The sequence below is a fragment of the Enterobacter sp. JS8-1 genome (genome assembly GCF_049187015.1).
GTDB lineage: Bacteria > Pseudomonadota > Gammaproteobacteria > Enterobacterales > Enterobacteriaceae > Enterobacter > Enterobacter mori.
In genome coordinates this window covers 3,255,122-3,277,684 of the sequence record NZ_CP185805.1, presented here as the reverse complement: position 1 = coordinate 3,277,684, position 22,563 = coordinate 3,255,122, and the positions used below count along the sequence as shown (strand labels likewise).

Below are 22,563 nucleotides of genomic sequence, written 5' to 3'. Positions count from 1 at the left end.
TTTTTCTCCATCCCGCCCCGTTGTTTATTCTTATTTACATATCCCCGCGCTATGCTTAATGCCAACTCATTTAATGGATTTATGATTGATGTCGGTATTAAAGAAAAACAGCGCCAGACAGCGTGACCAGGAGCGTGCGCGACTTATCTGGCTTCTCACGACCGATAAAGCGGTTACTTCTGCGTTATTAGGTAAACTGACCCTGGCTGAGCAATATGATGTCGGCACCTTAGCCGACGATATTGCTGAGGTAGGTGCGCTGGTTGCTCATTTACCCCCACCGGATCTGGCGGATACTCTCGAAGCGCTTCCCTCGGAAGAACGTCACGCCCTGTGGCGGCTGGTGCAGGATCACGAGCGCGGACAGGTGCTGCTTGAGGCGTCGGAAAACGTCTGGGACGACCTGATCGATGAGATGAGCGACCGCGATATCCTGGATGCCCTGCAAACGCTGGATATCGACGAGCAGATTTACCTCGTTCAGCACCTGCCGCGAAACCTGACCGGTCGCCTGCTGGCGTCACTGCCTGCGGAGGAGCGGGCGCGCGTGCGTCAGGTGATGCACTACGAGAAAAACAGCGTCGGCGCGATCATGGAGTTCGGCGTCATCATGGTGCGTCCTGACGTCACGCTCGGTACGGTGCAGCGCTATTTACGACGTCTGGGCAACATGCCGGACAACACCGATAAACTGTTCGTTACCTCCCGGGACAAAACTCTGCTCGGCGAGCTGGAGCTGAAAACCATCCTGCTGAACAGTACCCAGCGGCGGGTGAGCGAGGTGATGGAAACCGAGCCGATGGTCTTCTCCCCGGAAGACGATGCGGAAAAAGCGGCACGAACCTTCGAACGTGACGACCTTGTGAGCGCGGCGGTAGTGGATTCCGTCGGCAAGCTGATGGGGCGTCTGACCATCGATGAAATCATTGACGTGGTTTATGAAGAGACCGATAACGACTTACGTGCTCTCGGTGGGATCAGCGCGGAAGATGACGTCCATGCGTCCGTGGGCAAAGCGGTCAAAACCCGCTGGGCGTGGCTGGCCATTAACCTCTGTACCGCGTTTATCGCCTCCCGGGTGATTGATGGCTTTGAGCACACCATTTCACAGCTGGTGGCGCTCGCCTCGCTGATGCCGATCGTCGCAGGGATTGGTGGTAACACAGGAAACCAGACGATCACCATGATCGTTCGCGCCCTGGCGCTGGAAAATATTCAGCCGGGTAACTTTTCGTGGCTCATTTTTAGAGAGATGGGCGTCGCGCTTATTAACGGCCTGGTGTGGGGCGGGATTATGGGCGGCATCACCTGGTGGTTGTACGATGATATGGCGCTGGGCGGTGTGATGATGCTGGCGATGGTGCTGAACCTGCTGGTGGCGTCGATAATGGGCGTGATTATCCCGCTGACGATGACCAAACTGGGGCGCGACCCCGCGGTGGGGTCGAGCGTGATGATTACCGCCATCACCGATACCGGTGGTTTCTTTATTTTTCTTGGGCTGGCGACGATTTTTCTTCTGTAGCCCGACGTTTAATGCGGGCGGGAAGCAGTGCCATGACGATAATCCCGCCCAGCACGCCAATCGCCAGATTACCGGTTGATACCGTGGCGGCAACGGTGACCAGCATGACCACCGTTTCCGCTATCGGGGCATTTTTTACCGTTGCAGGCTGAAGGCTATGCCAGCTGAAGGTTTTAACGGCGACAATCGCCATGATCCCCGCGAGCACCGCCATCGGGATTTTGGCCATCACTTCGCTGAGCGCCGTCACCAGGATCAGCAGCACGATGCCCGCCGCAAGCGTTGAAATACGGCTTCGGCCCTTGCCCATCTCCACGTTGACGATGGTTTGTCCGATCATCGCGCAGCCCGCAATGCCGCCATAAAAACCAGACAGAATATTGCCGACGCCTAATCCAATGCTTTCGCGGCGTTTACTTGACGGCGTTGCGGTCAGCTCATCCACCAGCTTTGCCGTCAGCAGGGATTCCAGCAGGCCGACAAATGCGATGCTCAACGCGCACGGCCAGATAATGCTCAGCGTCTGCACATTGAGCGGAACCAACAGCTCGGTAAGCCCCGGCAAACCGCCGCTCATGGAGCCTTCATCGCCCACGGTCGGCAGGATTTGGCCGGTTGAAACGGTGAACAAGGTTAACAGCACAATCGCAATCAGCGGGGAAGGGATGCTTTTGATATAGCGCGGCACCCACAGCACGATCAGCAGCGTCAGCACGAACAGGCCCACAATCAGCGGGCTTCGGCTCCAGAAATGCGGCACCTGTGCGAAGAAGATCAAAATGCCCAGGGCGTTAACAAACCCGGTCATGACCGACTGGGGAATAAAGCGCATCAGTCTTGCCATGCCCAGTACGCCAAACAGAATCTGAATCACGCCAGCCATCAGCACGGCGGGAAGAATGTACTGTACGCCATGCTGATGCACCATTGGGCCAATGACCAGCGCCACGGAACCGGCCGCGGCCGTGACCATCGCCGGACGACCACCGAGTACAGACAGGGCAAGACACAACACCACGGAGGCGATCAGGCTGACCTTCGGGTCAACGCCCGCCACCACGGAAAATGAGATGACCTCGGGGATCAGCGCCAGAGCGGTGATCACGCCCGCCAGCATTTCACGCGTCAGCAGCTTAGGGGAACGCAGCACGTTGGCTACGCGGTCTTCGGGGGATACAGCTGAATGAGGTAAGGACATAACAGTTCGCTGGTTAGGGCAGGCTTCCGTGCGCGCGATCACAAAGTGCAGCATAGTATCCACAAAATTCAGTGATTGCCAGTTGCCAGCGTAATCCCCTACAAACAATCCATCATTAAATTTCACAATTACAATAATTTCGTAACCTTTAAACAATATTTAAAAGTTGTTACCGTGCCCCCGCAGCTTTTTTCACCTGCAATTTCCACGCATCAAGCACTTTTACACTAAGGCATAAATTATGAAAAAAATGACTGCCATGCTCTTTTCTCTGGCCGTGGGGCTTAACACCGTCTCAATGGCGGCGAAAGCAGACGCACCAAAAGAGCAGGAAACGGACGTCCTATTAATTGGTGGCGGTATCATGAGCGCCACGCTGGGAACTTATCTGCACGAACTGCAGCCGGACTGGTCCATGACCATGGTTGAACGCCTCGATGGCGTGGCGCAGGAGAGCTCTAACGGCTGGAACAACGCCGGTACCGGACACTCGGCACTCATGGAACTGAACTATACGCCGCAGAAAAAGGACGGTTCCATTAGTATCGAGAAGGCGGTAGAGATCAACGAAGCGTTCCAGATCTCACGCCAGTTCTGGTCACACCAGGTCAACAGCGGCGTGATGCACGATCCGCACTCCTTCATTAACACCGTACCGCACATGAGCTTTGTGTGGGGCGACCAGAACGTCAACTTCCTGCGCGCGCGCTATGCCGCTCTGCAGCAGAGCACCTTGTTCCGCGGGATGAAATACTCTGAAGATCATGCCCAGATCAAAGAGTGGGCACCGCTGGTGATGGAAGGTCGTGACCCGAATCAGAAAGTGGCAGCGACCCGTACCGAAATTGGTACTGACGTCAACTACGGTGAAATTACCCGTCAGCTGGTCGCGTCTCTGAAGAAAAAAGAGAACTTCAATCTGCAGCTCAGCACCGAAGTGCGCGGTTTTAAGCGCAACGCGGACAACAGCTGGAGCGTGACCGTTGCCGATCTGAAAAACAATGAAGCCGAACACGTGATCAAGGCGAAATTTGTCTTCATCGGTGCCGGCGGTGCGGCGCTGAAGCTGCTGCAGGAGTCCGGTATTCCTGAAGCTGACGACTATGCGGGCTTCCCGGTCGGCGGCCAGTTCCTGGTCTCTGAAAACCCGGAAGTGGTGAACCGTCATCTGGCGAAAGTGTACGGTCAGGCTTCCGTGGGCGCGCCACCGATGTCCGTTCCGCACATCGACACCCGTATGCTTGATGGTAAACGCGTCGTACTGTTCGGGCCGTTCGCGACGTTCTCCACCAAGTTCCTGAAAAATGGCTCCCTGTGGGATCTGCTCAGCGCAACCACCACCTCTAACGTGAAGCCAATGATGGACGTGGGGCTGGATAACTTCGATCTGGTGAAATACCTGATTAGCCAGGTGATGCTCTCTGATGACGATCGTTTCGAGGCGCTGAAAGAGTACTACCCGCAGGCGAAGAAAGAAGACTGGCGTTTATGGCAGGCGGGTCAGCGCGTACAAATCATCAAGCGCGATCCTAAAGAAGGCGGCGTGCTGCGTCTGGGTACCGAAGTGGTGAGCGATAAAGATGGCACCATTGCCGCGCTGCTGGGGGCGTCACCGGGTGCGTCTACCGCTGCGCCAATCATGCTGCACCTGATGGAAAAAGTGTTTAAAGATAAAGTCGCCAGCCCGGAATGGCAGGCGAAGCTGAAAACCATTATTCCATCATACGGTACGAAGCTGAACGGTAACGTGGATGCGACGGAGCAGGAGCTGGAGTACACCAGCCGTGTACTGCAGCTGCAGTACGTGAAGCCGCAGGCTGCGGATGCTGCGCCAAAAGCGGAGCTGAAGCCTCAGGCGGAAAACAAACCGGTTGCGGATATCGCGCTGTAAGATAAAAGCAAAACGGTAACATCTGTTACCGTTTTTAGTGTTTTCTCGCTCTCCCGGTGGGAGAGGGGTGGGGTGAGGGCACCAGAACGCACCCTTTCCGGGTCGGGTAAGGCGAAGCCGCCACCCGACTTATTTTTAACGTACTACCGCTTGTCCGACAGTTTCATCTGCCTTCCACACGCGATACTTCACTTCCACGTTTTCAGGCGTATAGACCACGATCGGCAACTTGCTGTTATAGCGCAGCAGGCTGTTATCACCCAGATACGCGGTGACAAATTTCTTCTCTTTTTTGCCGTCCGGGCACGCCATCATGGTGGAAACCGGCGACGTCACTTTGTCGAAGACATAGTAGTCGTAACCCCAGCCTTCCAGGGTTTTGCTTTCCAGCTGACCGCCCAGACGGTGCTGGTTGCAGTCCACTTCCAGCGTCTTGCCAATTAACAGCTCTACTTTAAAGTTCGCTTCTTCCTGCTGCGCCGGTAACTGAATTACCTGACGTTTCATCCCTTTTTCCGCTTGCGGATACGGTGCGACTTTTTCAAGCGGCTGTTCACTTTGCGTGTTACTGGCGAAAGCCCCGGTGCTGACACAGGCGGCGATAAGAGCGATAGCAAATTTAGGTGCGTTTTTCACAGTCATTCCTTTCAGTCAAAACGATCCTGCCGAGATTAACATAACCACCATGAATGATTGGAGTGATTTACTTATATTTTCATTGGGTGCAGTGTAATAAACTGCATTTTTGCATTAAAAATGGTTTTTAATGCTGGTATGGAGTCGGTGGGGAGATCGTGTTATTTTAAGCCTCAGATAATGTTATTCATCTGTAAAGGGAAGAGAGATGGTTCGCGCAAAACTGAAAACACCTGAAGGCCGTAAATTCCTGCTGGCGCTGCTGGTTGTGTTTATGATTGCTGCTGCATGCGTTGGACGGGCAACCATTGTTGGCGTCATTGAACAGTACAACATTCCCCTCTCTGCATGGACGACCAGCATGTACGTTCTGCAATCGGCGATGATCTTTGTTTACAGCCTGGTGTTCACCGTTCTGCTTGCCATTCCGCTGGGCATTTTCTTCCTGGGCGGACGCGATAAGCACTGATCGTTTATCGGCGAGAATCAAGCCAGCCTCCCGGGCTGGCTTTTTTTATGCCTGATGATATTTATTCGCATTTCCAGGATATTCTGTGTCGAACGAGATTGTTCTACAGAAAGCAGGAGATGCTCAATGTTATCCCGGTTTGCAACGCTCAGCCGGATCCCGAAAGGAGTCTGGGTTGTAGGTGGCGTTAGCATGTTGATGGATATCTCGTCTGAGATCATTCACAGCCTGCTGCCGTTGTTTATGGTCACAACGCTCGGTGCCAGCGTGATTTTCATCGGTCTTATTGAAGGTTTGGCAGAAGCCACGGCGCTGTTTATTAAAGTCTTTTCCGGTGCAATCAGCGACTACCTCGGCAAGCGAAAAGGGCTGGCGGTGTTGGGCTACGGGCTGGGCGCGCTGAGCAAACCGCTGTTCGCCATCGCCTCGTCGTCCGGCATGATTCTGGGGGCACGACTCATCGACCGGGTGGGGAAGGGCATCCGCGGCGCACCGCGGGACGCGCTGGTCGCTGACGTGACGCCGCCCGAACTGCGCGGTGCGGCGTTCGGTCTGCGCCAGTCTATGGATACCATCGGTGCATTTCTTGGCCCCTTGCTGGCCGTCGGGTTAATGCTGCTGTGGAACGACGATTTTCGCACCATATTCTGGATCGCTGTGATCCCCGGCGTGCTCGCCGTAGCGTTACTTTTCTTCGGACTTCGTGAACCGAAAACCCCTGTCGAACATAAGCGAACCAATCCGATTAAAAAAGAGAACCTGAAGCGGCTGGGCAAAGGCTGCTGGTGGGTCATTGGACTGGGGGCCGTCTTCACTCTGGCTCGCTTTAGTGAAGCGTTTCTGGTGCTTCGCGCGCAGCAGTCGGGCGTCCCGCTGGCGTTGATCCCACTGGTGATGGTGGCTATGAACCTGCTCTATTTCCTTTCAGCCTATCCTTTTGGCAAGCTCTCAGACTCAATGAGCCACACCCGGCTGCTGCAGTGGGGGTTGGTGGTATTGATAGGTGCCGACGTTGTGCTGGCGCTGAGTTCCCACTGGGGCGGGATTCTTTTAGGCGTCGCGCTGTGGGGCTTGCACATGGGGATGACGCAGGGACTGTTGCCGGCAATGATTGCGAAAACTGCACCAGCGGATTTACGCGGCACCGCCTACGGCATTTTCAGCATGGTCAGTGGCGTTGGCTTGCTTATTGCCAGCGTGGGGGCAGGAGTGATCTGGGAAGCGGCAGGCGCAGAATATACGTTTTATGCCGGGGCGGTGATTTGCCTGGCTACGCTGGTTTACTTGCGTAAAACGCCGGACGCGCTGCAATAAAAAAACCAGCCGTAAAAGGCTGGTTTTAAAAGTTTTGGTCGGCACGAGAGGATTTGAACCTCCGACCCCCGACACCCCATGACGGTGCGCTACCAGGCTGCGCTACGTGCCGACGCATGAAAAGAATACTACTCGATTCCTTTTTGAATGCAAGGGGAAGAACGCGCTAACTGGTTTATTATTAATCAGTTAGCGATAAACCGTTTCTCGTCCGTCAGGACCTGCAACAGCAGGCTGAGCTGTGGTTTTTGGTCCTTCAGCTTCTCGCCCTTCAGGTTATAGGTCTGATAACTCCCGTTACTGTTCAGTACCAGCGTCAGCTCAGGCGTCGTGACCGCCAGCGTATTGCCACCTGCGGCAGTCACCCAGTTGTGACGACGAGTGGCGCTAAAGAGATCTTGCCCCTGAGAGTACTCGTTAGCCGGCGTGCTGACGTGCAACAAGCGCTGCATCAATGTGGTCATCACATCTTTATGATCGGTAAGCAGATTGATGCGCTGCGCAGGGGTACCCGGCCAGTGAACGATCAGTGGCACATGCAGGTTCGGACGTGACCAGGCCATGCTCTCCATATCGTCGCCCAGCGGCACGCCATGGCCCGCAGTGATAATCACTACCGTATTGTCCAGCTTGCCCGAGTCGTTCAGGGCGGTCAGCACGCGCGCAATTTGTGCATCAACATCACCTGCCGCACGAGTGTAACGACGGGTGAAGCCTTTCTGATTGCTGTCATCCGTAGTGCCGTTAAACGCAACCCAGGAGAACCAGCGGTTATCTTCCTGAGCGTAGCGCTGCAGCCAGTTAATCCACTGGTTTGCCGTCTGGGTGTCAGACTGGCTCTGCGCGGCAGGCAGGGAGAAATCAGAGAGCAGAGCCTGACGGTACAGCGAACTGTTGAAGCCATCGGACGCGAACAGCCCCAGCTGATAACCTTGCTGGTTAAGCCCGGTAATCAATGCTGCTGGCGTGCGTGAAGACAGTACGCCATCCATGTAGCTCGGCGATATCCCATAGAACAGGCCGAAAATACCCGCGTCGGTTGAGTTGCCCGAGCTCATATGCTGCGTAAAGGTGATGTTCTTATCCGCGAACGCCGCCAGTGCGGGCATCAGCTTCTCGTAGCGCGAATAGTTTAGACCATCAACGGTGATCAGCAGAACGTTTTGCCCGCGGCCCATGTCGCGATAGCGCAAATCGCTCAGCGGATACTGCACGCTGACCGCTTCCGGATTACCTTGCTCGACCAGGCGGCGCTGATACTCCTGCGCATCCAGCAGACCGTGTTTCTCAAGGAAACGACGTGCCGTCATCGGATACGAGAGCGGCAGGTTGGCGCGCTGCATAGTGATAGGACGATAGAAGTTCGCATCCGCCCAGATATACATGAGGTGCGAACTGATGAATGAGATGAAAAAGAGCGCGGCAACGGGCTTCGCGTAATGGCGCCGCCGGGTGAGGCTTCGCAGCTTCTGCCAGCTCCAGGTGGCAAACAGCATCTCAATCAGAAGAATAATGGGCACGCTGATAAACATCAGCTGCCAGTCACGTGCGGTCTCGTTCTGATCGGGGTTAATGACCAGCTCCCAGACAATAGGGTTGAGATGCAGATGGAAACGGGTAAAGACTTCGCTGTCGATCAGCAAAAGCGTCATGCCCGCGGTCGCAAGGATGGCGGACAAGAACCGCATCAGACGCTGCGACATGACGATAAACGTCAGAGGGAACAGGATGAGCAAATAGGTGGCGAAGACCAGAAAGCTAAAGTGACCGACCAGGCTTATCCACGAGTAAACACGTCCGATAAGCGTGGTGGGCCAGTCCGCCACAAACAGATAACGGCAGCCGAGAACCATCGCCAACAGAATGTTGAACAGGGCGAACCAGTGCCCCCAGCTGACCATCTGGGAGACTTTTTCACGGTAGCGCTGACGATTCGTCACCATAAACTGTTGTTCGTTTCCCTTAGTGTGCCTGGTCGTCGCTAACCGAGGACTGCAGTGCCTGGGCGAAAGATTTGGCGATCGCCTGACGTTGAGCCGGAGCAACGCTGGTGTTGATAAGGTTGGTAACCATATTTCCCAAAACCATCAGGGAGAGATCGGTTGGCGTTTTATGTTTTTCCAGTACGTTGACAAGCTCACTGAGCAGTTGTTCAACGTGTTCGTCACTGTAGCGGGAATGTTGTGGCATAAATCAAAATCAGTTTGTTGAGAGAAGGGCGACATATTACCGTAGCAACAGCTTTTTTTCCCCTTTTTTATCTTCTGTTGCACACATACGCTGGTGGTGGTTGAATACCGCCCGGTCTAAAAGGAGAGTTTATCATGAGTCTGGAAATCAACCAGATTGCCTTGCACCAGCTTATCAAGCGTGATGAGCAAACCCTTGAAGTGGTGCTGCGCGATTCGTTACTTGAACCCACGGCGACCGTTGTGGAAATGATGGCGGAGTTGCACCGCGTCTACAGTGCTAAAAATAAAGCCTATGGTTTGTTCAGCGAAGAGAGCGAACTGGCGGATAGCCTGCGTCTTCAGCGTCAGGGCGAAGAAGATTTCCTGGCATTCAGCCGTGCCGCAACCGGGCGTCTGCGTGACGAGCTGGCAAAATATCCGTTCGCCGATGGCGGTATCGTCCTGTTCTGCCATTACCGTTACCTGGCGGTGGAATACCTGCTGGTGACCGTGCTGAACAACTTAAGCAGCATGCGCGTGAATGAGCAGCTGGACATCAGCTCGACGCACTATCTGGATATCAACCATGCGGATATCGTGGCGCGTATTGATTTGACCGAGTGGGAAACCAATCCGGAATCGACCCGCTATCTGACTTTCCTGAAAGGGCGCGTGGGGCGCAAAGTCGCCGATTTCTTTATGGACTTCCTCGGTGCCAGCGAAGGTCTGAACGCCAAAGCGCAGAACAAAGGTCTGCTGCAGGCGGTTGATGATTTTACGGCGGAAGCGCAGCTCGATAAATCAGAGCGTCAGACCGTGCGTCAGCAGGTTTACAGTTACTGCAACGAGCAGCTGCAGGCAGGCGAAGAGATTGAGCTGGAATCCCTGTCAAAAGAGCTGGCAGGTGTGAGTGAAGTCAGCTTCCAGGAATTTACGGCTGAAAAAGGCTATGAACTGGAAGAGAGTTTCCCGGCGGACCGCAGTACGCTGCGTCAGCTCACCAAATTTGCCGGTAGCGGCGGTGGATTAACCATCAACTTTGACGCCATGCTGTTGGGGGAACGCATCTTCTGGGATCCGGCCACCGACACGCTGACCATCAAAGGCACGCCGCCGAACCTGCGCGATCAGCTGCAGCGTCGCACCTCTGGCGGTAAATAGCAGCCATAAAAAAACCCCGCAGAAGCGGGGTTTTTATTCGACGAGTTTGCGATTACGCGCGAACGAAGTCGATGTGAGACAGTTTTGGCTTGAACGGGTGACGCTGTACAGCCTGAACCTTCACTTTTTCTTCTTTACCGCCAACAACGATGGTCAGAACTTCGCTGTAGAATTCAGCTTTGGTCTGCAGGTTCCATACTTTGTCGTGGTCCAGTTCGATTGCAACTGGAGCAGCTTCGCCACCGTAAACGATAGCTGGGAACTTGTTGGCGTTACGCAGGCGGCGGCTCGCACCCTTACCCTGCACGTTACGTACTTCTGCTTCGATAGTGAACATTGATTTCTCTCTGTATTTTAAACCCTACTACAGGCGACCCAGCAGCAGGTGAGTGTTCTGCCTCACGGATGTGAAGCGGGCGGCATTTTATACTCAAATGCCCCTCACATCAACGAAAAGTCCCGTTAACCGCGCAATTCATTTGCCCGGCGGAAGCGTCCTTCGTAGTCGAAGACCTTCTCACGCACCTGCCAGAACTGGCCTTTCTTGCGGGCGACAACAAAATCCGGGTGGCGCAGCAGCGCCTGCTGATGAACGATATCGGCAACGGTTATCCAGCGCAGGGGCAACCCCGGCGTGCGGGTGTGCGGACGGATAAAGAGCTGCTCGAAAGCCGTTCTCTGCGCCGGTGTATGCACCCGGAAACGCTCGCTGACGTCTGCGCCATCCTCATCGTAGTAGGTGATTTTCAGCCACTCGCCTTTTTCATCCGCACCGGGCTGCAGGGCCATGCCGGAACAACGCAGCACCAGGGCATCTTTCAGCTTCAGCGCAGCCTTAAGCATGTCATCAGGGTCGACCAGGATCGTGTCACACTCCCGGCAGCGACGGGCGGCAATATCGTTTTCGGCATTGCACTGCGGACAGTTTTTAAAGCGGAAACGAAAATCGCACTGCTCGCGATGGCCTTCATCGTCTTCAAACCAGCCCTGACAGCGGCGGCCAAAGTGTTCGATCAGCGTACCGTCAGCGGTGGTTTTTCCCCAAAAGGTATTGGCAAACCCGCAGGCGGGACAAAAAACCTGGACCGGCACGTTGTCACTTTTGCCTTTCGGTGTGCCGACCTCAGGGGAGTACAGATCGTGCGGATTCCCGGCGTAATCCAGAATCAGGCAGTCGGTTTTGCCCGGCGAGAGGCGCAGGCCGCGGCCCACAATCTGCTGATAGAGACTCACCGATTCGGTCGGGCGTAAAATAGCAATCAGGTCAACGTGCGGCGCATCAAACCCGGTGGTTAACACCGACACGTTGACCAGATAGCGAAACCGCTGCGCTTTGAAGGCCTCGATCAGGCTGTCGCGCTCCGGACCGGGCGTTTCGCCGGTGATCAGCGCCGCGTCGTCAGCGGGCAGCAACCCGGTAATTTCTCGGGCATGCTCAACGGTGGCCGCAAAGATCATTACCCCTTTGCGCGTCTGCGCAAACTCTTCAATCTGGCTGATGATGTGCGGGGTAATGCGCTTTTGTTTTTTCAGCTCCTGGTTAAGATCCGCTTCGCTGAACAACCCGTTGCTTTGCGCCTGCAGGCGGCTGAAGTCGTACTGCACCACCGGCATATCCAGCCGCTCCGGCGGCGTCAGATAGCCATGTTTAATCATGTAGCGCAGCGGAAGCTCATAAATGCAGTCGCTGAACAGGGCTTTCGCATCCCCGCGCACCATGCCGTGATAATGGAAGTGATAAATCCAGCCTTTCCCCAGACGAAACGGCGTGGCCGTCAGGCCGAGAAGGCGAATGTGAGGGTTCACTTCCTTCAGATGCGTCAGGATTTGCTGATACTGGCTGTCGTCGTCATCGCTGATGCGGTGGCACTCGTCGACAATCAGCAGTGAAAACTCGCTGCGAAAAAGATCCAGGTTACGGGCAACCGACTGCACGCTGCCAAACACCACTTTGCCGTGACTCTCTTTGCGCTTCAGCCCGGCGGCGAAAATATCGGCTTCAAGTCCAAGCGCACAATACTTGGCATGGTTTTGCGCCACCAGCTCTTTAACGTGCGCCAGCACCAGCACGCGCCCGCGTGCCAGACGCGCCAGCTCGGCGATGACAAGGCTTTTGCCTGCACCTGTCGGGAGCACGATGGCTGCCGGTTCCCGATGTTTACGGAACCAGGCGAGGGTGGCGTCGACGGCTTCTTGCTGATAGGGGCGAAGTGTAAAAGTCATAGGGTCTCGGTTTCGTTATTCCGCACATATACCCGTCATACTTCAAGTTGCCTGTGCGTTGGCTGCACTCGTTCACCCCGGTCACTTACTTATGTAAGCTCCCGGGGATTCACTCCTTTGCCGCCTTCATGCAACTCGAATTATTTAGGGTATAGATAGTATGCCACGAAACTTTTTCCCTTGAGTGGCGCAACCAGACCATTATACTGAACCGTTCTTGACTGCTTCTTTTTCGGGCGCGTTGTCCGACTTCCAGCACCATTAAGGCTAAAAAGATTTCATGCGACTTGATAAGTTTATCGCTCAGCAACTCGGCGTAAGCCGCGCTATTGCCGGGCGCGAAATTCGCGCCAGCCGCGTTACCGTGGATGGCGACATTGTGAAAGACACCGCTTTCAAACTCCAGCCTGAACATCAGGTGGAGTATGACGGCAATCCGCTGACCCAGCAGCACGGTCCGCGCTATTTCATGCTCAACAAACCGGAAGGCTACGTCTGTTCAACGGACGATCCGGATCACCCGACGGTGCTCTATTTCCTCGATGAGCCAGTGGCGCACAAGCTGCATGCCGCGGGTCGTCTGGATATCGATACTACCGGTCTGGTGCTGATGACCGATGACGGTCAGTGGTCTCACCGCATCACCTCTCCGCGCCATCACTGCGAGAAAACCTATCTGGTCACGCTGGAGTCGCCGGTATCGGATGACACGGCAGAGCAATTCACCAAAGGCGTTCAGCTGCATAATGAAAAAGATCTGACCAAACCGGCGGTGCTTGAAGTCATCACCCCGACGGAAGTGCGTCTGACCATCAGCGAAGGTCGCTATCACCAGGTGAAACGGATGTTCGCCGCAGTGGGCAACCACGTTGTGGGCCTGCATCGTGAACGTATTGGTGCGATTGAGCTTGACCCGGAACTCGAGCCGGGCGAATACCGCCCGTTAACGGAAGAAGAGATCGCCAGCGTCGGTCTGCCTTCACGCTAAATTTCAGGAGAACTCTGTGACCACCAGGCCACACTCGTCTTTCAAGATCGTTTTCATCCTTGGCCTGCTGGCGATGCTGATGCCGCTCTCCATCGATATGTATCTGCCCGCGTTGCCGGTGATTTCCGCGCAGTTTGGCGTACCGGCGGGCAGCGCGCAGATGACGCTCAGTACCTATATTCTCGGTTTTGCTATCGGTCAGCTTCTGTATGGGCCGATGGCGGATAGCCTTGGGCGCAAGCCTGTTATCCTGGGCGGAACGCTGGTCTTTGCGGGCGCAGCCGTTGCCTGTGCGCTGGCGCAGAGTATCGATCAGCTGATTATCATGCGCTTTTTCCACGGTCTGGCCGCCGCCGCCGCGAGCGTGGTGATCAACGCCCTGATGCGCGATGTCTACCCGAAAGAAGAGTTCTCCCGCATGATGTCGTTCGTCATGCTGGTTACCACTATTGCGCCGCTGGTGGCCCCGATGGTCGGTGGTGCCGTGCTGGTGTGGTTCAGCTGGCACGCCATATTCTGGATCCTGGCGCTTGCCGCGCTGCTGGCCTCGGCGATGATTTTCTTCTTTATTGATGAAACGCTGCCCGTTGAGCGTCGGCAGAAGTTCCACATTCGTACCACAATGGGGAATTTCGCCTCGCTGTTTCGCCATAAGCGCGTGCTGAGCTACATGCTGGCGAGCGGCTTCAGCTTTGCCGGGATGTTCTCCTTCCTGAGCGCCGGGCCGTTTGTTTATATCGAACTGAACCACGTTTCGCCGCAGCACTTTGGCTACTACTTTGCGCTGAACATCGTGTTTCTGTTTGTTATGACCATCATCAACAGCCGCTTTGTACGGCGGGTAGGGGCGATCAATATGTTCCGCGCCGGGCTGTGGATCCAGTTCGTTATGGCTATCTGGATGGTGGTGAGCGCGTTCCTGGGGATTGGCTTCTGGGCGCTGGTGGTGGGCGTGGCGGCGTTTGTCGGCTGCGTGTCGATGATCTCTTCCAACGCGATGGCGGTTATCCTTGATGAATTCCCGCATATGGCAGGCACGGCGTCGTCACTGGCGGGGACGTTCCGCTTTGGGATTGGCGCTGTCGTTGGGGCGCTGCTCTCGATGGCCACGTTTAACACCGCATGGCCGATGTTGTGGGCAATCGCTTTCTGCGCAACCAGCTCCATTCTCTTCTATCTTTATGCCAGTCGGCCGCGTAAAGCCGCTCACTAAAGCACACTGAAGGCCCGATTCGGGCCTTTTTGTTGATGCATATCAACCAAAGCGCTGTTCGTTTACCCTGTGTTTGTTTCTTTTATGTAAAATATATTTATGTAAAAAGTCACATCATTGTATTTAAAAAGGTTGAGTTAGATCGCAGAAACGGGTACATATAGCGCCCACGCGAGCCTGCAATGCCTATAAAAACCGCTAAATAGTGCAGGTTTGCAATCATGTGATACTATAAATGTAAATAAATTGTGAAGTAATTTTTTGCTTCCGGGGAACGAACGTGAATACATTACAACTCTCCATTGTCCATCGCTTGCCCCAGAGCTATCGCTGGTCGGCGGGTTTTGCAGGTTCGAAAGTTGAACCGATTCCGCAAAGCGGCGCAGGGTGCGAGAATTGTCTGGTTGCGCTCAAACTGCTGAGTCCGAGCGACGAAAATGCATGGCCGGTCATGGAGCGCCTCAGTCAGGCGCTGACGGATATCGAAGTGGATAGCTCCGTGCTGGAATGCGAAGGCGAGCCTTGCCTGTTTGTGAACAGCCAGGATGAATTCGCTGCCACCTGCCGTCTGAAAAACTTCGGCGTGGCGATTGCCGAGCCTTTCTCTGGTCAATATCCTTTCTGAGCGCTAGTCTGCTGACAGTAGCTGGCGCGTGTAGCTCTGCGTTGGCGCAGTGAATACGCGCTGGCACTCTCCCTGTTCGACGACTTCTCCCTGCCGCAACACAATCACCTGATGGCACAACGCCCGCACCACCTGTAAATCGTGGCTGATGAAGATATAGGCCAGCCGATGCTTCTCCTGTAACCCTTTTAACAGCGTCAGGATCTGCGCCTGTACGGTTCTGTCCAGTGAAGAGGTGGGTTCATCAAGAATGATCAACTCAGGTTTCAGGATCAGCGCGCGGGCAATCGCGATGCGCTGGCGCTGACCGCCGGAAAATTCCGCAGGATAGCGGTGGCGCGTGGCGGGATCTAATCCCACTTCAGCCATGACAAGCATCACCTCTTCTTCACGTTGCTGAGCGCTCAGCGTGGGACGATGAACGCGTAAACCCTCTTCAACAATCTGCAAAATACTCAGTCTTGGGTTAAGCGAGGAGTTGGGATCCTGAAAAACAACCTGCATGCGTGGACGCACGGGCAACATCTGGCGACGGTTCCGGGTGTGGAGCGGCATGCCGTCAAAGAGGATCTCACCCTGCGAGGCGATTAAGCGCAGCAGCGCCAGACCGGTGGTGCTCTTGCCAGAACCCGACTCACCAACCAGCCCCAGCGATTCACCGGGACGCAGAGAGAAACGGATATCTTTCAGAACCGGGTTCCGATCGATAACGCGCCGTAAAATGCCTTTACGAACGGGAAATGAAACGCCCAGTCCCTCAACGCGCAGCAGCGGCTCGCTGTCGGCATCCAGGGGAACGGGATCGCCAGAGGGTTCGCTGTTGAGCAGGCGCTGCGTATAGGGGTGTTGAGGTGCCGTCAGCAGCGAGGCTGCCATATTTTGCTCAACACATCGTCCGTTTTGCATCACCGCCACGCTGTCAGCCAGTTTTCTTACGATGCTCAGGTTGTGCGTAATAAACAGCAGGCTCATGTTCAGTTCGTCACGCAGTTCCCGCAGCAGCGTCAATATCTGCGCCTGAACCGTCACGTCCAGTGCCGTCGTCGGTTCATCGGCGATCAGCAGTTCAGGACGCGTCAGCAACGCCATGGCGATCATCACGCGCTGACGTTCTCCGCCGGAGAGTTGGTGCGGAAAATCGGTCAGCCGTTTGGCGGCATTGCGAATGCCCGTGCGCTCAAGGCAATCGAGAATTTCACCCCGCGCCGCCTCTTTGCGCATGCCCCGGTGGAGTGACAGCACTTCGTAGAGCTGTTTTTCCAGCGTATGCAGCGGGTTGAGCGAGACCATCGGCTCCTGAAAAATCATGGCAATCTTATTGCCGCGGATCCCGCGCAGGGTTTGCTCATCCGCATGCAGCAGCGAATTGCCATGGAACAGAATGTCACCCTGCGGATAGCTGACCGGCGGGGAAGGGAGCAGACGCAGGATGGAGAGGGCCGAGACGCTCTTACCGGAACCCGATTCCCCCACCAGCGCCAGCGTTTCGCCGCGCTGGATCTGCAGTGACAGGTCATTCACCACCGTGCGGGTCTCGCCCTGCTTCGAAAAGGCAATAGACAGGTTTTCAATGCTCAGAAGAGGTTGCGTCATCTATACCGCCTTGTCGGGATCAAAGGCATCGCGCACGGCTTCGCCAATAAAGATCAGCAGCGAAAGCAGCACGGCCACTGAGAGAAACGCAGTGATGCCAAGCCACGGCGCCTGAAGATTGTTCTTGCCTTGCAGCAACAGTTCGCCGAGCGATGGCGAGCCGAGCGGCAGCCCAAAACCAAGGAAATCAAGCGAGGTGAGGGTGGTGATGGAACTGCACAAAATAAAGGGCAGAAAGGTCAGGGTTGCGACCACGGCGTTGGGGAGCATATGGCGGAAAATAATCGCCCGATCGCTGACCCCCAGCGCCTGTGCGGCACGGATATAGTCAAAGTTCCGCGTGCGCAGAAATTCCGCCCGCACTACGCCCACCAGCGCCATCCAGCCAAACAGGACGGTGATCCCCAGCAGCCACCAGAAGCCAGGTTGCACTACGCTGGACAGCAGGATGATCAGAAACAGCGTTGGCATTCCCGACCAGACTTCAATGATGCGTTGCCCCCAGAGATCGAGCTTTCCGCCGTAATAGCCCTGAACGGCACCCGCGACGACACCCATCACGCTGGAAAAGAGCGTCAGCATCAGCCCGAAAAGCAGAGAGATCCGCGTGCCGTAGAGAATGCGCGCCAGCACGTCACCGCCGTTCGCGTCGGTTCCCAGCCAGTTCTGCGCGGAGGGAGGCGAAGGGAAGGGGGTTGAGGTAGCAAAGTTTATGCTGTTTGCGCCAAAGCGAATGGGGGCCCAGAGCGCCCAGCCGTGCCTGTCGATTTGATCGCGAAGCCACGGATCCTGATATTCAGCCGGGGTCGCAAACGGGCCACCAAAATCACTCTCGCTGTAGTTGTTCAACACAGGCACATACCAGCGGTCGTTAAAATGCACCAGCAGCGGCTTATCGTTCGCAATCAGCTCGGCGCACATGCTTAAGATAAACAGCACGGCGAAGATCCATAGCGACCAGTAGCCGCGGCGGTTGTGGCGAAAGCGTGCCCAGCGGGCCTGGTTGACGGGGCTTAAACGCGGCATCAGCGGCCCTCAAAATCGATTCGGGGATCGACCAGCGTATAGCTGATATCACTGATAATATTCAGCAGCAGGCCAATCAGGGTGAAAATATAGAGTGTGCCAAACATGACCGGGTAATCGCGCGAGACGGTGGCCTCATAGCCCAGCAGTCCCAGACCGTTTAGGGAGAACATCACCTCTATCAGCAGCGAGCCGGTAAAAAACATACTGATGAAGGTGGCCGGGAATCCGGCAATCACCAGCAGCATCGCGTTGCGGAAAACATGCTTCCACATGATCTGTTTTTCACCCACGCCCTTTGCGCGCGCGGTGACAACATACTGTTTACGGATTTCATCAAGGAAGGCGTTTTTGGTCAGCATCGTCAGCGCCGCAAAACCGCCAATGACCGTCGCGAGGACCGGCAGCGTGATGTGCCAGAAATAATCGGTGATTTTTTGATACCACGGCAGAGTGCTGAAATCAGCTGACACCAATCCCCGGAGCGGGAAAATATCGAAATAACTCCCCCCGGCGAAAAAGACGATAAGCAGAACCGCAAACAGAAACGCCGGAATCGCATAGCCGATGATGATGAAGGTGCTACTCCAGATATCAAAGCGGCTGCCATTGTAGACCGCTTTTCGAATGCCCAACGGAATGGAGACCAGATAGATAATCAACGTTCCCCACAGACCAAGGGTGACGGAAACCGGCAGGCTTTGCTTAATTAACGTCAGCACGGATGCGCTGCGAAACAGGCTATCGCCAAAATCAAAGCGGACGTAATCCCAGAGCATCTTGAAATAACGCTCATGCAGCGGTTTATCAAAGCCGTAGCGATGGGTGATCTCGGCGATCACCTCTGGATCCAACCCGCGCCCGCCGCGGTAGTGGCTTTCGCTGATATTACCCACGCCGGTCCTTGCGTGACTCGCGCCCATCCCTTCACCGCCGCCGCCGGGCATTCCCCCGCTGTGGCCAAATTCCACGGCGGCGATAGCCTGATCCACCGGTCCGCCAGGGGCAATCTGGACGATGAAAAAGTTAATCGTGATGATGGCCCACAGCGTCGGGATAACCAGCAGCAAGCGGCGGATCAGATAAGCACCCATTGTTATTCCTTAACGCCGCTCTGCGGGCAGTTTGGCGGCTTTGTTCACGTCATACCACCAGGTATCGAAACCCAGCGTATAGACAGGGCGTACAGAGGGCAGCGAGAATTTGTCCCAACGGGCAAGGCGATCTTCGCCCATGTACCACATTGGCAGCATGTAGTAGTTCCAGGTTAACACCCTGTCGAGCGCGCGGCCAAGCGGAAGCAATTTTTCTTTTTCGCCCTGCGCGGCCACAATTTTCTCAATCAGCGAGTCGATCGCCGGGCTCTTAACGCCGGGGGCATTGTAGGAGGAGTTGATGTAGCTGGAGGCCCACGAAATTTGCAAATCGCCGCTGGGCCACGGCTGCGCGGCCCACAGGCTCTGCATCATATCGTAATCCCGGCTGCGCTTGCGGTTGGTGAGCTGAGCGATATCCACCTGGCGGATATTCAGAGTAATCCCCAGCCGGGCGAGATTCTGCTTAAACGGCAGTACCCACTGGTCATTTGCCCCTGAAGCGAGCAGGAGCTCGAAACTCAGCGGTTTGCCCGTTTGCACGTTCACCCGTTTTTGATTTTTCAGGTGCCATCCCGCCTCATCCAGCAGCGCGCTGGCTTTCAGAAGGTTGTCACGGTCAAAACCCTTACCGTCGGATTTAGGCGGTTCAAACACGCTCGTAAAGACCTCTGGCGGGAGTTCCGCCTTCAGCGGAGCCAGCAAGACCAGCTCATCGGCATCAGGATAGTCGCGAGCGGCATATTCAGTGTTCTGGAAATAGCTGTTAGCGCGGCTGTAGGCGCCGTAAAACAGCGCCTTGTTCATCCACTCGAAATCGAACGCCAGGGTAATCGCCTCGCGCACCCGACGGTCGCTGAATACCGGGCGCTGGATGTTAAACGCCAGCCAGCGGGTATCCTGGGCCGATTCATTTTTATGCTCGTCTTTAACGATGTAACCGTTGGCAAAGTTTTTCCCGATATAGCGCGTAGCCCAGTTTTTGGCACTGCTCTCCACGCGCAAATCAAACGCACCCGCTTTGAACGCCTCAAACGCCACGTTATCGTCAAGGTAATAATCATAGCGAAGGGTGTCAAAGTTCCAGCGACCACGGTTTACCGGAAGATTTGCAGCCCAGTAATCTTTGACCCGGGAATAGACCACATACTGCCCCATTCGCCAGTCGGTAATGCGATACGGGCCACCCGCCAGCGGCGGCGTGGAGAGCGGGTCGCTCAGCTTGTGGTTTTTCCAGAAGGACTCAGGCATGACGGGCAAGGAGAACAGGCTCAGCATATTCTCTTTGTTTGGTTCGCTTAGTTCGATACGCACGGTGAGCGGGGCGATAGCTTTCACGGTGGTGCCTTTGTACACCAGACGGAACTGCGGGACCCCTTCGGTCATAAACTTGTGAAACGTGAAGGCCACGTCGCGGGCGCTTACCGGCGTGCCATCGTGAAAACGCGCCTGCGGGTTGAGTGAAATTTCGGCCCACGCGAAGTTATCCGCGTAACGTACGTTTTCCGCCACCAGCGGGTAGTAGCTGCCCGGCTCATCGTCTGACGTCACAAACAGCGTGTCATAGAGGGACTCCGTACGCGCCGCCGCCACGCCGCGCAGGGCAAAGCGGTTAAAGTTATCGAAGGTGCCCGTGGCCGAGAGCGTCACGTTTCCGCCTTTAGGCGCGGCGGGGTTGACGTAATCGTAGTGGGTAAAATTAACCGCGTATTTAGGTTCGCCAATCACCGCGAATGCCGTGCTCTCTTTGATGGTCTGCGCCTGGCTGGACAGGCTCACCACCGCCATTAACATCACTACGACGCGCATAAACATCTCGTGGCGGATCCTTCGTTCACATTAAAACTGAATAATAAGTGACGTCGCCGCCATTGTGAAATTATTCACCGGACATCATATTGGGTTGCCATGTGCGAAACTGCGCCAGCGGCATAGGGCGGCTGATCCAGTATCCCTGCAGGAAGTTAACGCCATGCTCGCGCAGCCAGGCCGCCTGCTCGGGCGTTTCCACCCCTTCGGCGACGGTGGACATGTTCAGTCGCCTTGCGAGGGTCAATACGGCATCAAGTACGGGCGATGTAACGGTTTCGGTTCCAATGGCATTGACAAAACCCCGGTCGATTTTGATGTAGTCCATTGTGAAATGCTCGAGATAAATCAGGGCGCTGTGGCCGGTCCCGAAATCATCAATCGCGATTTCAAAGCCTTCATTGTGCAGCCATTCAAAAAGCTGGTTGGCCTCGCGCTGATTAATCATGTCGCGCTCGGTGATTTCCAGTACCGTCTGGAAATGATCGGGCGGCAGCGAGGCGTTGAAGCGTTGCATATCTTCTTTAAAACTCTCCGCATGCAAATGCCCAGGCGCAATGTTTATCCCCAGCTTGGCTCCCGCAGGCAACACGCTTTGTAATACCGGTGCGTCACGAATAATGAGATCAAAAAGATGCAGCGTCAGAGGAACAATCAGCTTTTGCGCTTCAGCAAAGTTAATAAACGCATCCGGTGGGATTTCGCCCATCGTCGGGTGCTTCCAGCGCATCAGCACTTCCACACCGCGCATTTTCAGCTCTTTAGCATCGACCACGGGCTGATACACCACATAGAACTGATTGTGCTTAATCGCGCTTAAAATTTCCTTACCTGGATTCAGACGTATGGTCAGGATATAAAAATTGAGCGTTCCGGCGGCTATGCCGCACACCAGCCCGAAGAAGAGGGCGAAGAGGATTTCCTCGCTGGTCCAGGCTTCGGCATAGATCTTGATGGTCAGAGGAATGTCTTTCAGCGTGGCGGTGCGGGCGGCGTGTTCATGGAGATTTTCCGCCTTAACCAGCGTGCTGGACATTGTCGACAACGCGTTGTCGCCAATGATGATGGCAATACCCGCGAACTCGTCCTGACGCGCAGCATAGAGCAGGTACGGTGTCAGATTGAGATTCACCGAGGTAAAGACGCCGCCGTCCTTAACCAACGGATTACGGTACCAGATGGCAATGGCCGGTTTATTCGGCAGCATGGGCGTGCCGGACAGCAGGGCAATATCGATCGGTTTGTTGATGTGCAGCTCGGGTATAAGCGCTTCCATAGGGGAATTCATCGACCCTGTGGCGGAAGAGCAGAACGCTATTTTGTCTCTGACCAGCAGGAAGGCGCGCACATTAATACTGAAGGCAGCGCGTGAAGTCAGTTCAGCGTTAACCTCATGGCAATTGTTCAGCGTAAGCGGCTGGAGGAGATCGATAGACTCTTTTAGCTCTCCGAAGTAGCTCTCCATGTAGATGCTCACATCTTCAATCAGGGTATCGAATCTGACTTCCCGCTTGTGGTAACTCCAGAAAAACTGCAATGAGCCCAGGAGCAGGGCGACAAAGAGCCCTGTGACAATACTGAGAAACAGTATCTTGCGATGACTGGAAAAGTAGCGGGTGAACATAGA

19 protein-coding genes and 1 tRNA gene are annotated in these 22,563 nt (G+C 55.2%); 8 read left to right on the top strand and 12 right to left on the bottom strand.

Annotated features, from left to right (window positions below):
• The first annotated feature begins 88 nt into the window (after window positions 1–88).
• Entirely contained in the window at window positions 89–1,525 is a 1,437-nt protein-coding gene (gene mgtE, locus ACOQH0_RS15560) for a magnesium transporter (protein ID WP_218307690.1), read from the top strand.
• On the opposite strand, the gene ACOQH0_RS15555 is transcribed toward mgtE, so the two are convergent.
• The gene (locus ACOQH0_RS15555) at window positions 1,488–2,777 is read right to left on the bottom strand and encodes a SulP family inorganic anion transporter (protein WP_010433440.1); all 1,290 of its coding nucleotides are present in this window, start codon (window positions 2,775–2,777) and stop codon (window positions 1,488–1,490) included. The genes mgtE and ACOQH0_RS15555 overlap by 38 nt on opposite strands.
• Before the next feature lie 187 nt (window positions 2,778–2,964).
• Here ACOQH0_RS15555 and mqo point away from each other — a divergent pair, with 187 nt between their 5' ends.
• Window positions 2,965–4,614 (top strand): malate dehydrogenase (quinone), encoded by a 1,650-nt coding sequence (mqo, locus tag ACOQH0_RS15550; RefSeq protein ID WP_089597942.1) that lies wholly within the window; start codon window positions 2,965–2,967, stop codon window positions 4,612–4,614.
• 135 nt (window positions 4,615–4,749) lie between these two features.
• On the opposite strand, the gene eco is transcribed toward mqo, so the two are convergent.
• Window positions 4,750–5,256 carry a serine protease inhibitor ecotin gene (eco, locus tag ACOQH0_RS15545; RefSeq protein ID WP_108416617.1) on the bottom strand — a complete coding sequence of 169 codons (507 nt, stop codon included), beginning with the start codon at window positions 5,254–5,256 and terminating at the stop codon, window positions 4,750–4,752.
• Between the two features lie 202 nt (window positions 5,257–5,458).
• On the opposite strand from eco, the gene ACOQH0_RS15540 reads away from it, so the two are divergent.
• Together ACOQH0_RS15540 and ACOQH0_RS15535 are read left to right on the top strand one after the other, a co-directional pair.
• Entirely contained in the window at window positions 5,459–5,719 is a 261-nt protein-coding gene (locus ACOQH0_RS15540; RefSeq protein ID WP_010433451.1) for a DUF2534 family protein, read from the top strand.
• 126 nt (window positions 5,720–5,845) lie between these two features.
• On the top strand, window positions 5,846–7,033 hold the full coding sequence (locus ACOQH0_RS15535; protein WP_421510775.1) for an MFS transporter: 1,188 nt from the start codon (window positions 5,846–5,848) through the stop codon (window positions 7,031–7,033).
• 35 nt (window positions 7,034–7,068) lie between these two features.
• Here ACOQH0_RS15535 and ACOQH0_RS15530 read toward each other — a convergent pair.
• From ACOQH0_RS15530 to ACOQH0_RS15520, 3 genes are all read right to left on the bottom strand, one after another.
• Window positions 7,069–7,145 (bottom strand) — tRNA-Pro (locus ACOQH0_RS15530).
• Between the two features lie 73 nt (window positions 7,146–7,218).
• Window positions 7,219–8,976 carry an LPS biosynthesis-modulating metalloenzyme YejM gene (yejM, locus tag ACOQH0_RS15525; protein WP_421510774.1) on the bottom strand — a complete coding sequence of 586 codons (1,758 nt, stop codon included), beginning with the start codon at window positions 8,974–8,976 and terminating at the stop codon, window positions 7,219–7,221.
• A 19-nt stretch (window positions 8,977–8,995) separates the two neighbouring features.
• Entirely contained in the window at window positions 8,996–9,223 is a 228-nt protein-coding gene (locus ACOQH0_RS15520; protein WP_001135586.1) for a YejL family protein, read from the bottom strand.
• 134 nt (window positions 9,224–9,357) lie between these two features.
• Between ACOQH0_RS15520 and yejK the strand changes: the two genes are divergently transcribed.
• Window positions 9,358–10,365 carry a nucleoid-associated protein YejK gene (gene yejK, locus ACOQH0_RS15515; RefSeq protein WP_008500957.1) on the top strand — a complete coding sequence of 336 codons (1,008 nt, stop codon included), beginning with the start codon at window positions 9,358–9,360 and terminating at the stop codon, window positions 10,363–10,365.
• A gap of 52 nt (window positions 10,366–10,417) precedes the next feature.
• Here the strand turns inward: yejK and rplY are convergent, their stop codons facing one another.
• A complete protein-coding gene (gene rplY / locus ACOQH0_RS15510; protein WP_010433464.1) occupies window positions 10,418–10,702 on the bottom strand; it encodes a 50S ribosomal protein L25 in 285 nt (94 codons plus the stop codon).
• A gap of 125 nt (window positions 10,703–10,827) precedes the next feature.
• Window positions 10,828–12,588, bottom strand: coding sequence for a DEAD/DEAH box helicase (locus ACOQH0_RS15505; protein WP_421510773.1), 1,761 nt, complete (start codon window positions 12,586–12,588; stop codon window positions 10,828–10,830).
• 280 nt (window positions 12,589–12,868) lie between these two features.
• Here ACOQH0_RS15505 and rsuA point away from each other — a divergent pair, with 280 nt between their 5' ends.
• From rsuA to ACOQH0_RS15490, 3 genes are all read left to right on the top strand, one after another.
• Window positions 12,869–13,576 (top strand): 16S rRNA pseudouridine(516) synthase RsuA, encoded by a 708-nt coding sequence (gene rsuA / locus ACOQH0_RS15500; protein ID WP_108416614.1) that lies wholly within the window; start codon window positions 12,869–12,871, stop codon window positions 13,574–13,576.
• 16 nt (window positions 13,577–13,592) lie between these two features.
• Entirely contained in the window at window positions 13,593–14,789 is a 1,197-nt protein-coding gene (locus tag ACOQH0_RS15495; RefSeq protein WP_421510772.1) for a Bcr/CflA family multidrug efflux MFS transporter, read from the top strand.
• 280 nt (window positions 14,790–15,069) lie between these two features.
• A complete protein-coding gene (locus ACOQH0_RS15490; RefSeq protein WP_010433471.1) occupies window positions 15,070–15,414 on the top strand; it encodes a YejG family protein in 345 nt (114 codons plus the stop codon).
• A 3-nt stretch (window positions 15,415–15,417) separates the two neighbouring features.
• Here ACOQH0_RS15490 and yejF read toward each other — a convergent pair whose 3' ends face one another.
• The 5 genes from yejF to ACOQH0_RS15465 form a co-directional block, all read right to left on the bottom strand.
• On the bottom strand, window positions 15,418–17,007 hold the full coding sequence (gene yejF / locus ACOQH0_RS15485; RefSeq protein WP_421510771.1) for a microcin C ABC transporter ATP-binding protein YejF: 1,590 nt from the start codon (window positions 17,005–17,007) through the stop codon (window positions 15,418–15,420).
• Window positions 17,008–18,033, bottom strand: a complete 1,026-nt coding sequence (locus tag ACOQH0_RS15480) for an ABC transporter permease (protein ID WP_010433477.1) — start codon at window positions 18,031–18,033, stop codon at window positions 17,008–17,010. It lies immediately after the preceding gene.
• Window positions 18,033–19,127, bottom strand: a complete 1,095-nt coding sequence (locus ACOQH0_RS15475) for a microcin C ABC transporter permease YejB (RefSeq protein ID WP_042714263.1) — start codon at window positions 19,125–19,127, stop codon at window positions 18,033–18,035. Before ACOQH0_RS15475 ends, ACOQH0_RS15480 begins: the two co-directional genes overlap by 1 nt.
• A 9-nt stretch (window positions 19,128–19,136) precedes the next feature.
• A complete protein-coding gene (locus tag ACOQH0_RS15470) occupies window positions 19,137–20,942 on the bottom strand; it encodes an extracellular solute-binding protein (protein WP_421510770.1) in 1,806 nt (601 codons plus the stop codon).
• Window positions 20,943–21,006: 64 nt separating this feature from the next.
• On the bottom strand, window positions 21,007–22,560 hold the full coding sequence (locus ACOQH0_RS15465; protein WP_421510769.1) for a cyclic di-GMP phosphodiesterase: 1,554 nt from the start codon (window positions 22,558–22,560) through the stop codon (window positions 21,007–21,009).
• Window positions 22,561–22,563 lie beyond the last annotated feature (3 nt).

What these genes read in the sequence shown, in the direction of transcription:
- ACOQH0_RS15555 (WP_010433440.1), bottom strand. Translation starts at nt 2,777, where the DNA reads ATGCTGCACTTTGTGATCGCGCGCACGGAAGCCTGCCCTAACCAGCGA.
- eco (WP_108416617.1), bottom strand. Translation starts at nt 5,256, where the DNA reads ATGACTGTGAAAAACGCACCTAAATTTGCTATCGCTCTTATCGCCGCC.
- ACOQH0_RS15465 (WP_421510769.1), bottom strand. Translation starts at nt 22,560, where the DNA reads ATGTTCACCCGCTACTTTTCCAGTCATCGCAAGATACTGTTTCTCAGT.
- ACOQH0_RS15470 (WP_421510770.1), bottom strand. Translation starts at nt 20,942, where the DNA reads ATGTTTATGCGCGTCGTAGTGATGTTAATGGCGGTGGTGAGCCTGTCC.
- yejM (WP_421510774.1), bottom strand. Translation starts at nt 8,976, where the DNA reads ATGGTGACGAATCGTCAGCGCTACCGTGAAAAAGTCTCCCAGATGGTC.
- ACOQH0_RS15540 (WP_010433451.1), top strand. Translation starts at nt 5,459, where the DNA reads ATGGTTCGCGCAAAACTGAAAACACCTGAAGGCCGTAAATTCCTGCTG.
- ACOQH0_RS15520 (WP_001135586.1), bottom strand. Translation starts at nt 9,223, where the DNA reads ATGCCACAACATTCCCGCTACAGTGACGAACACGTTGAACAACTGCTC.
- rplY (WP_010433464.1), bottom strand. Translation starts at nt 10,702, where the DNA reads ATGTTCACTATCGAAGCAGAAGTACGTAACGTGCAGGGTAAGGGTGCG.
- yejF (WP_421510771.1), bottom strand. Translation starts at nt 17,007, where the DNA reads ATGACGCAACCTCTTCTGAGCATTGAAAACCTGTCTATTGCCTTTTCG.
- ACOQH0_RS15475 (WP_042714263.1), bottom strand. Translation starts at nt 19,127, where the DNA reads ATGGGTGCTTATCTGATCCGCCGCTTGCTGCTGGTTATCCCGACGCTG.
- rsuA (WP_108416614.1), top strand. Translation starts at nt 12,869, where the DNA reads ATGCGACTTGATAAGTTTATCGCTCAGCAACTCGGCGTAAGCCGCGCT.
- mgtE (WP_218307690.1), top strand. Translation starts at nt 89, where the DNA reads ATGTCGGTATTAAAGAAAAACAGCGCCAGACAGCGTGACCAGGAGCGT.
- mqo (WP_089597942.1), top strand. Translation starts at nt 2,965, where the DNA reads ATGAAAAAAATGACTGCCATGCTCTTTTCTCTGGCCGTGGGGCTTAAC.
- ACOQH0_RS15535 (WP_421510775.1), top strand. Translation starts at nt 5,846, where the DNA reads ATGTTATCCCGGTTTGCAACGCTCAGCCGGATCCCGAAAGGAGTCTGG.
- yejK (WP_008500957.1), top strand. Translation starts at nt 9,358, where the DNA reads ATGAGTCTGGAAATCAACCAGATTGCCTTGCACCAGCTTATCAAGCGT.
- ACOQH0_RS15480 (WP_010433477.1), bottom strand. Translation starts at nt 18,033, where the DNA reads ATGCCGCGTTTAAGCCCCGTCAACCAGGCCCGCTGGGCACGCTTTCGC.
- ACOQH0_RS15505 (WP_421510773.1), bottom strand. Translation starts at nt 12,588, where the DNA reads ATGACTTTTACACTTCGCCCCTATCAGCAAGAAGCCGTCGACGCCACC.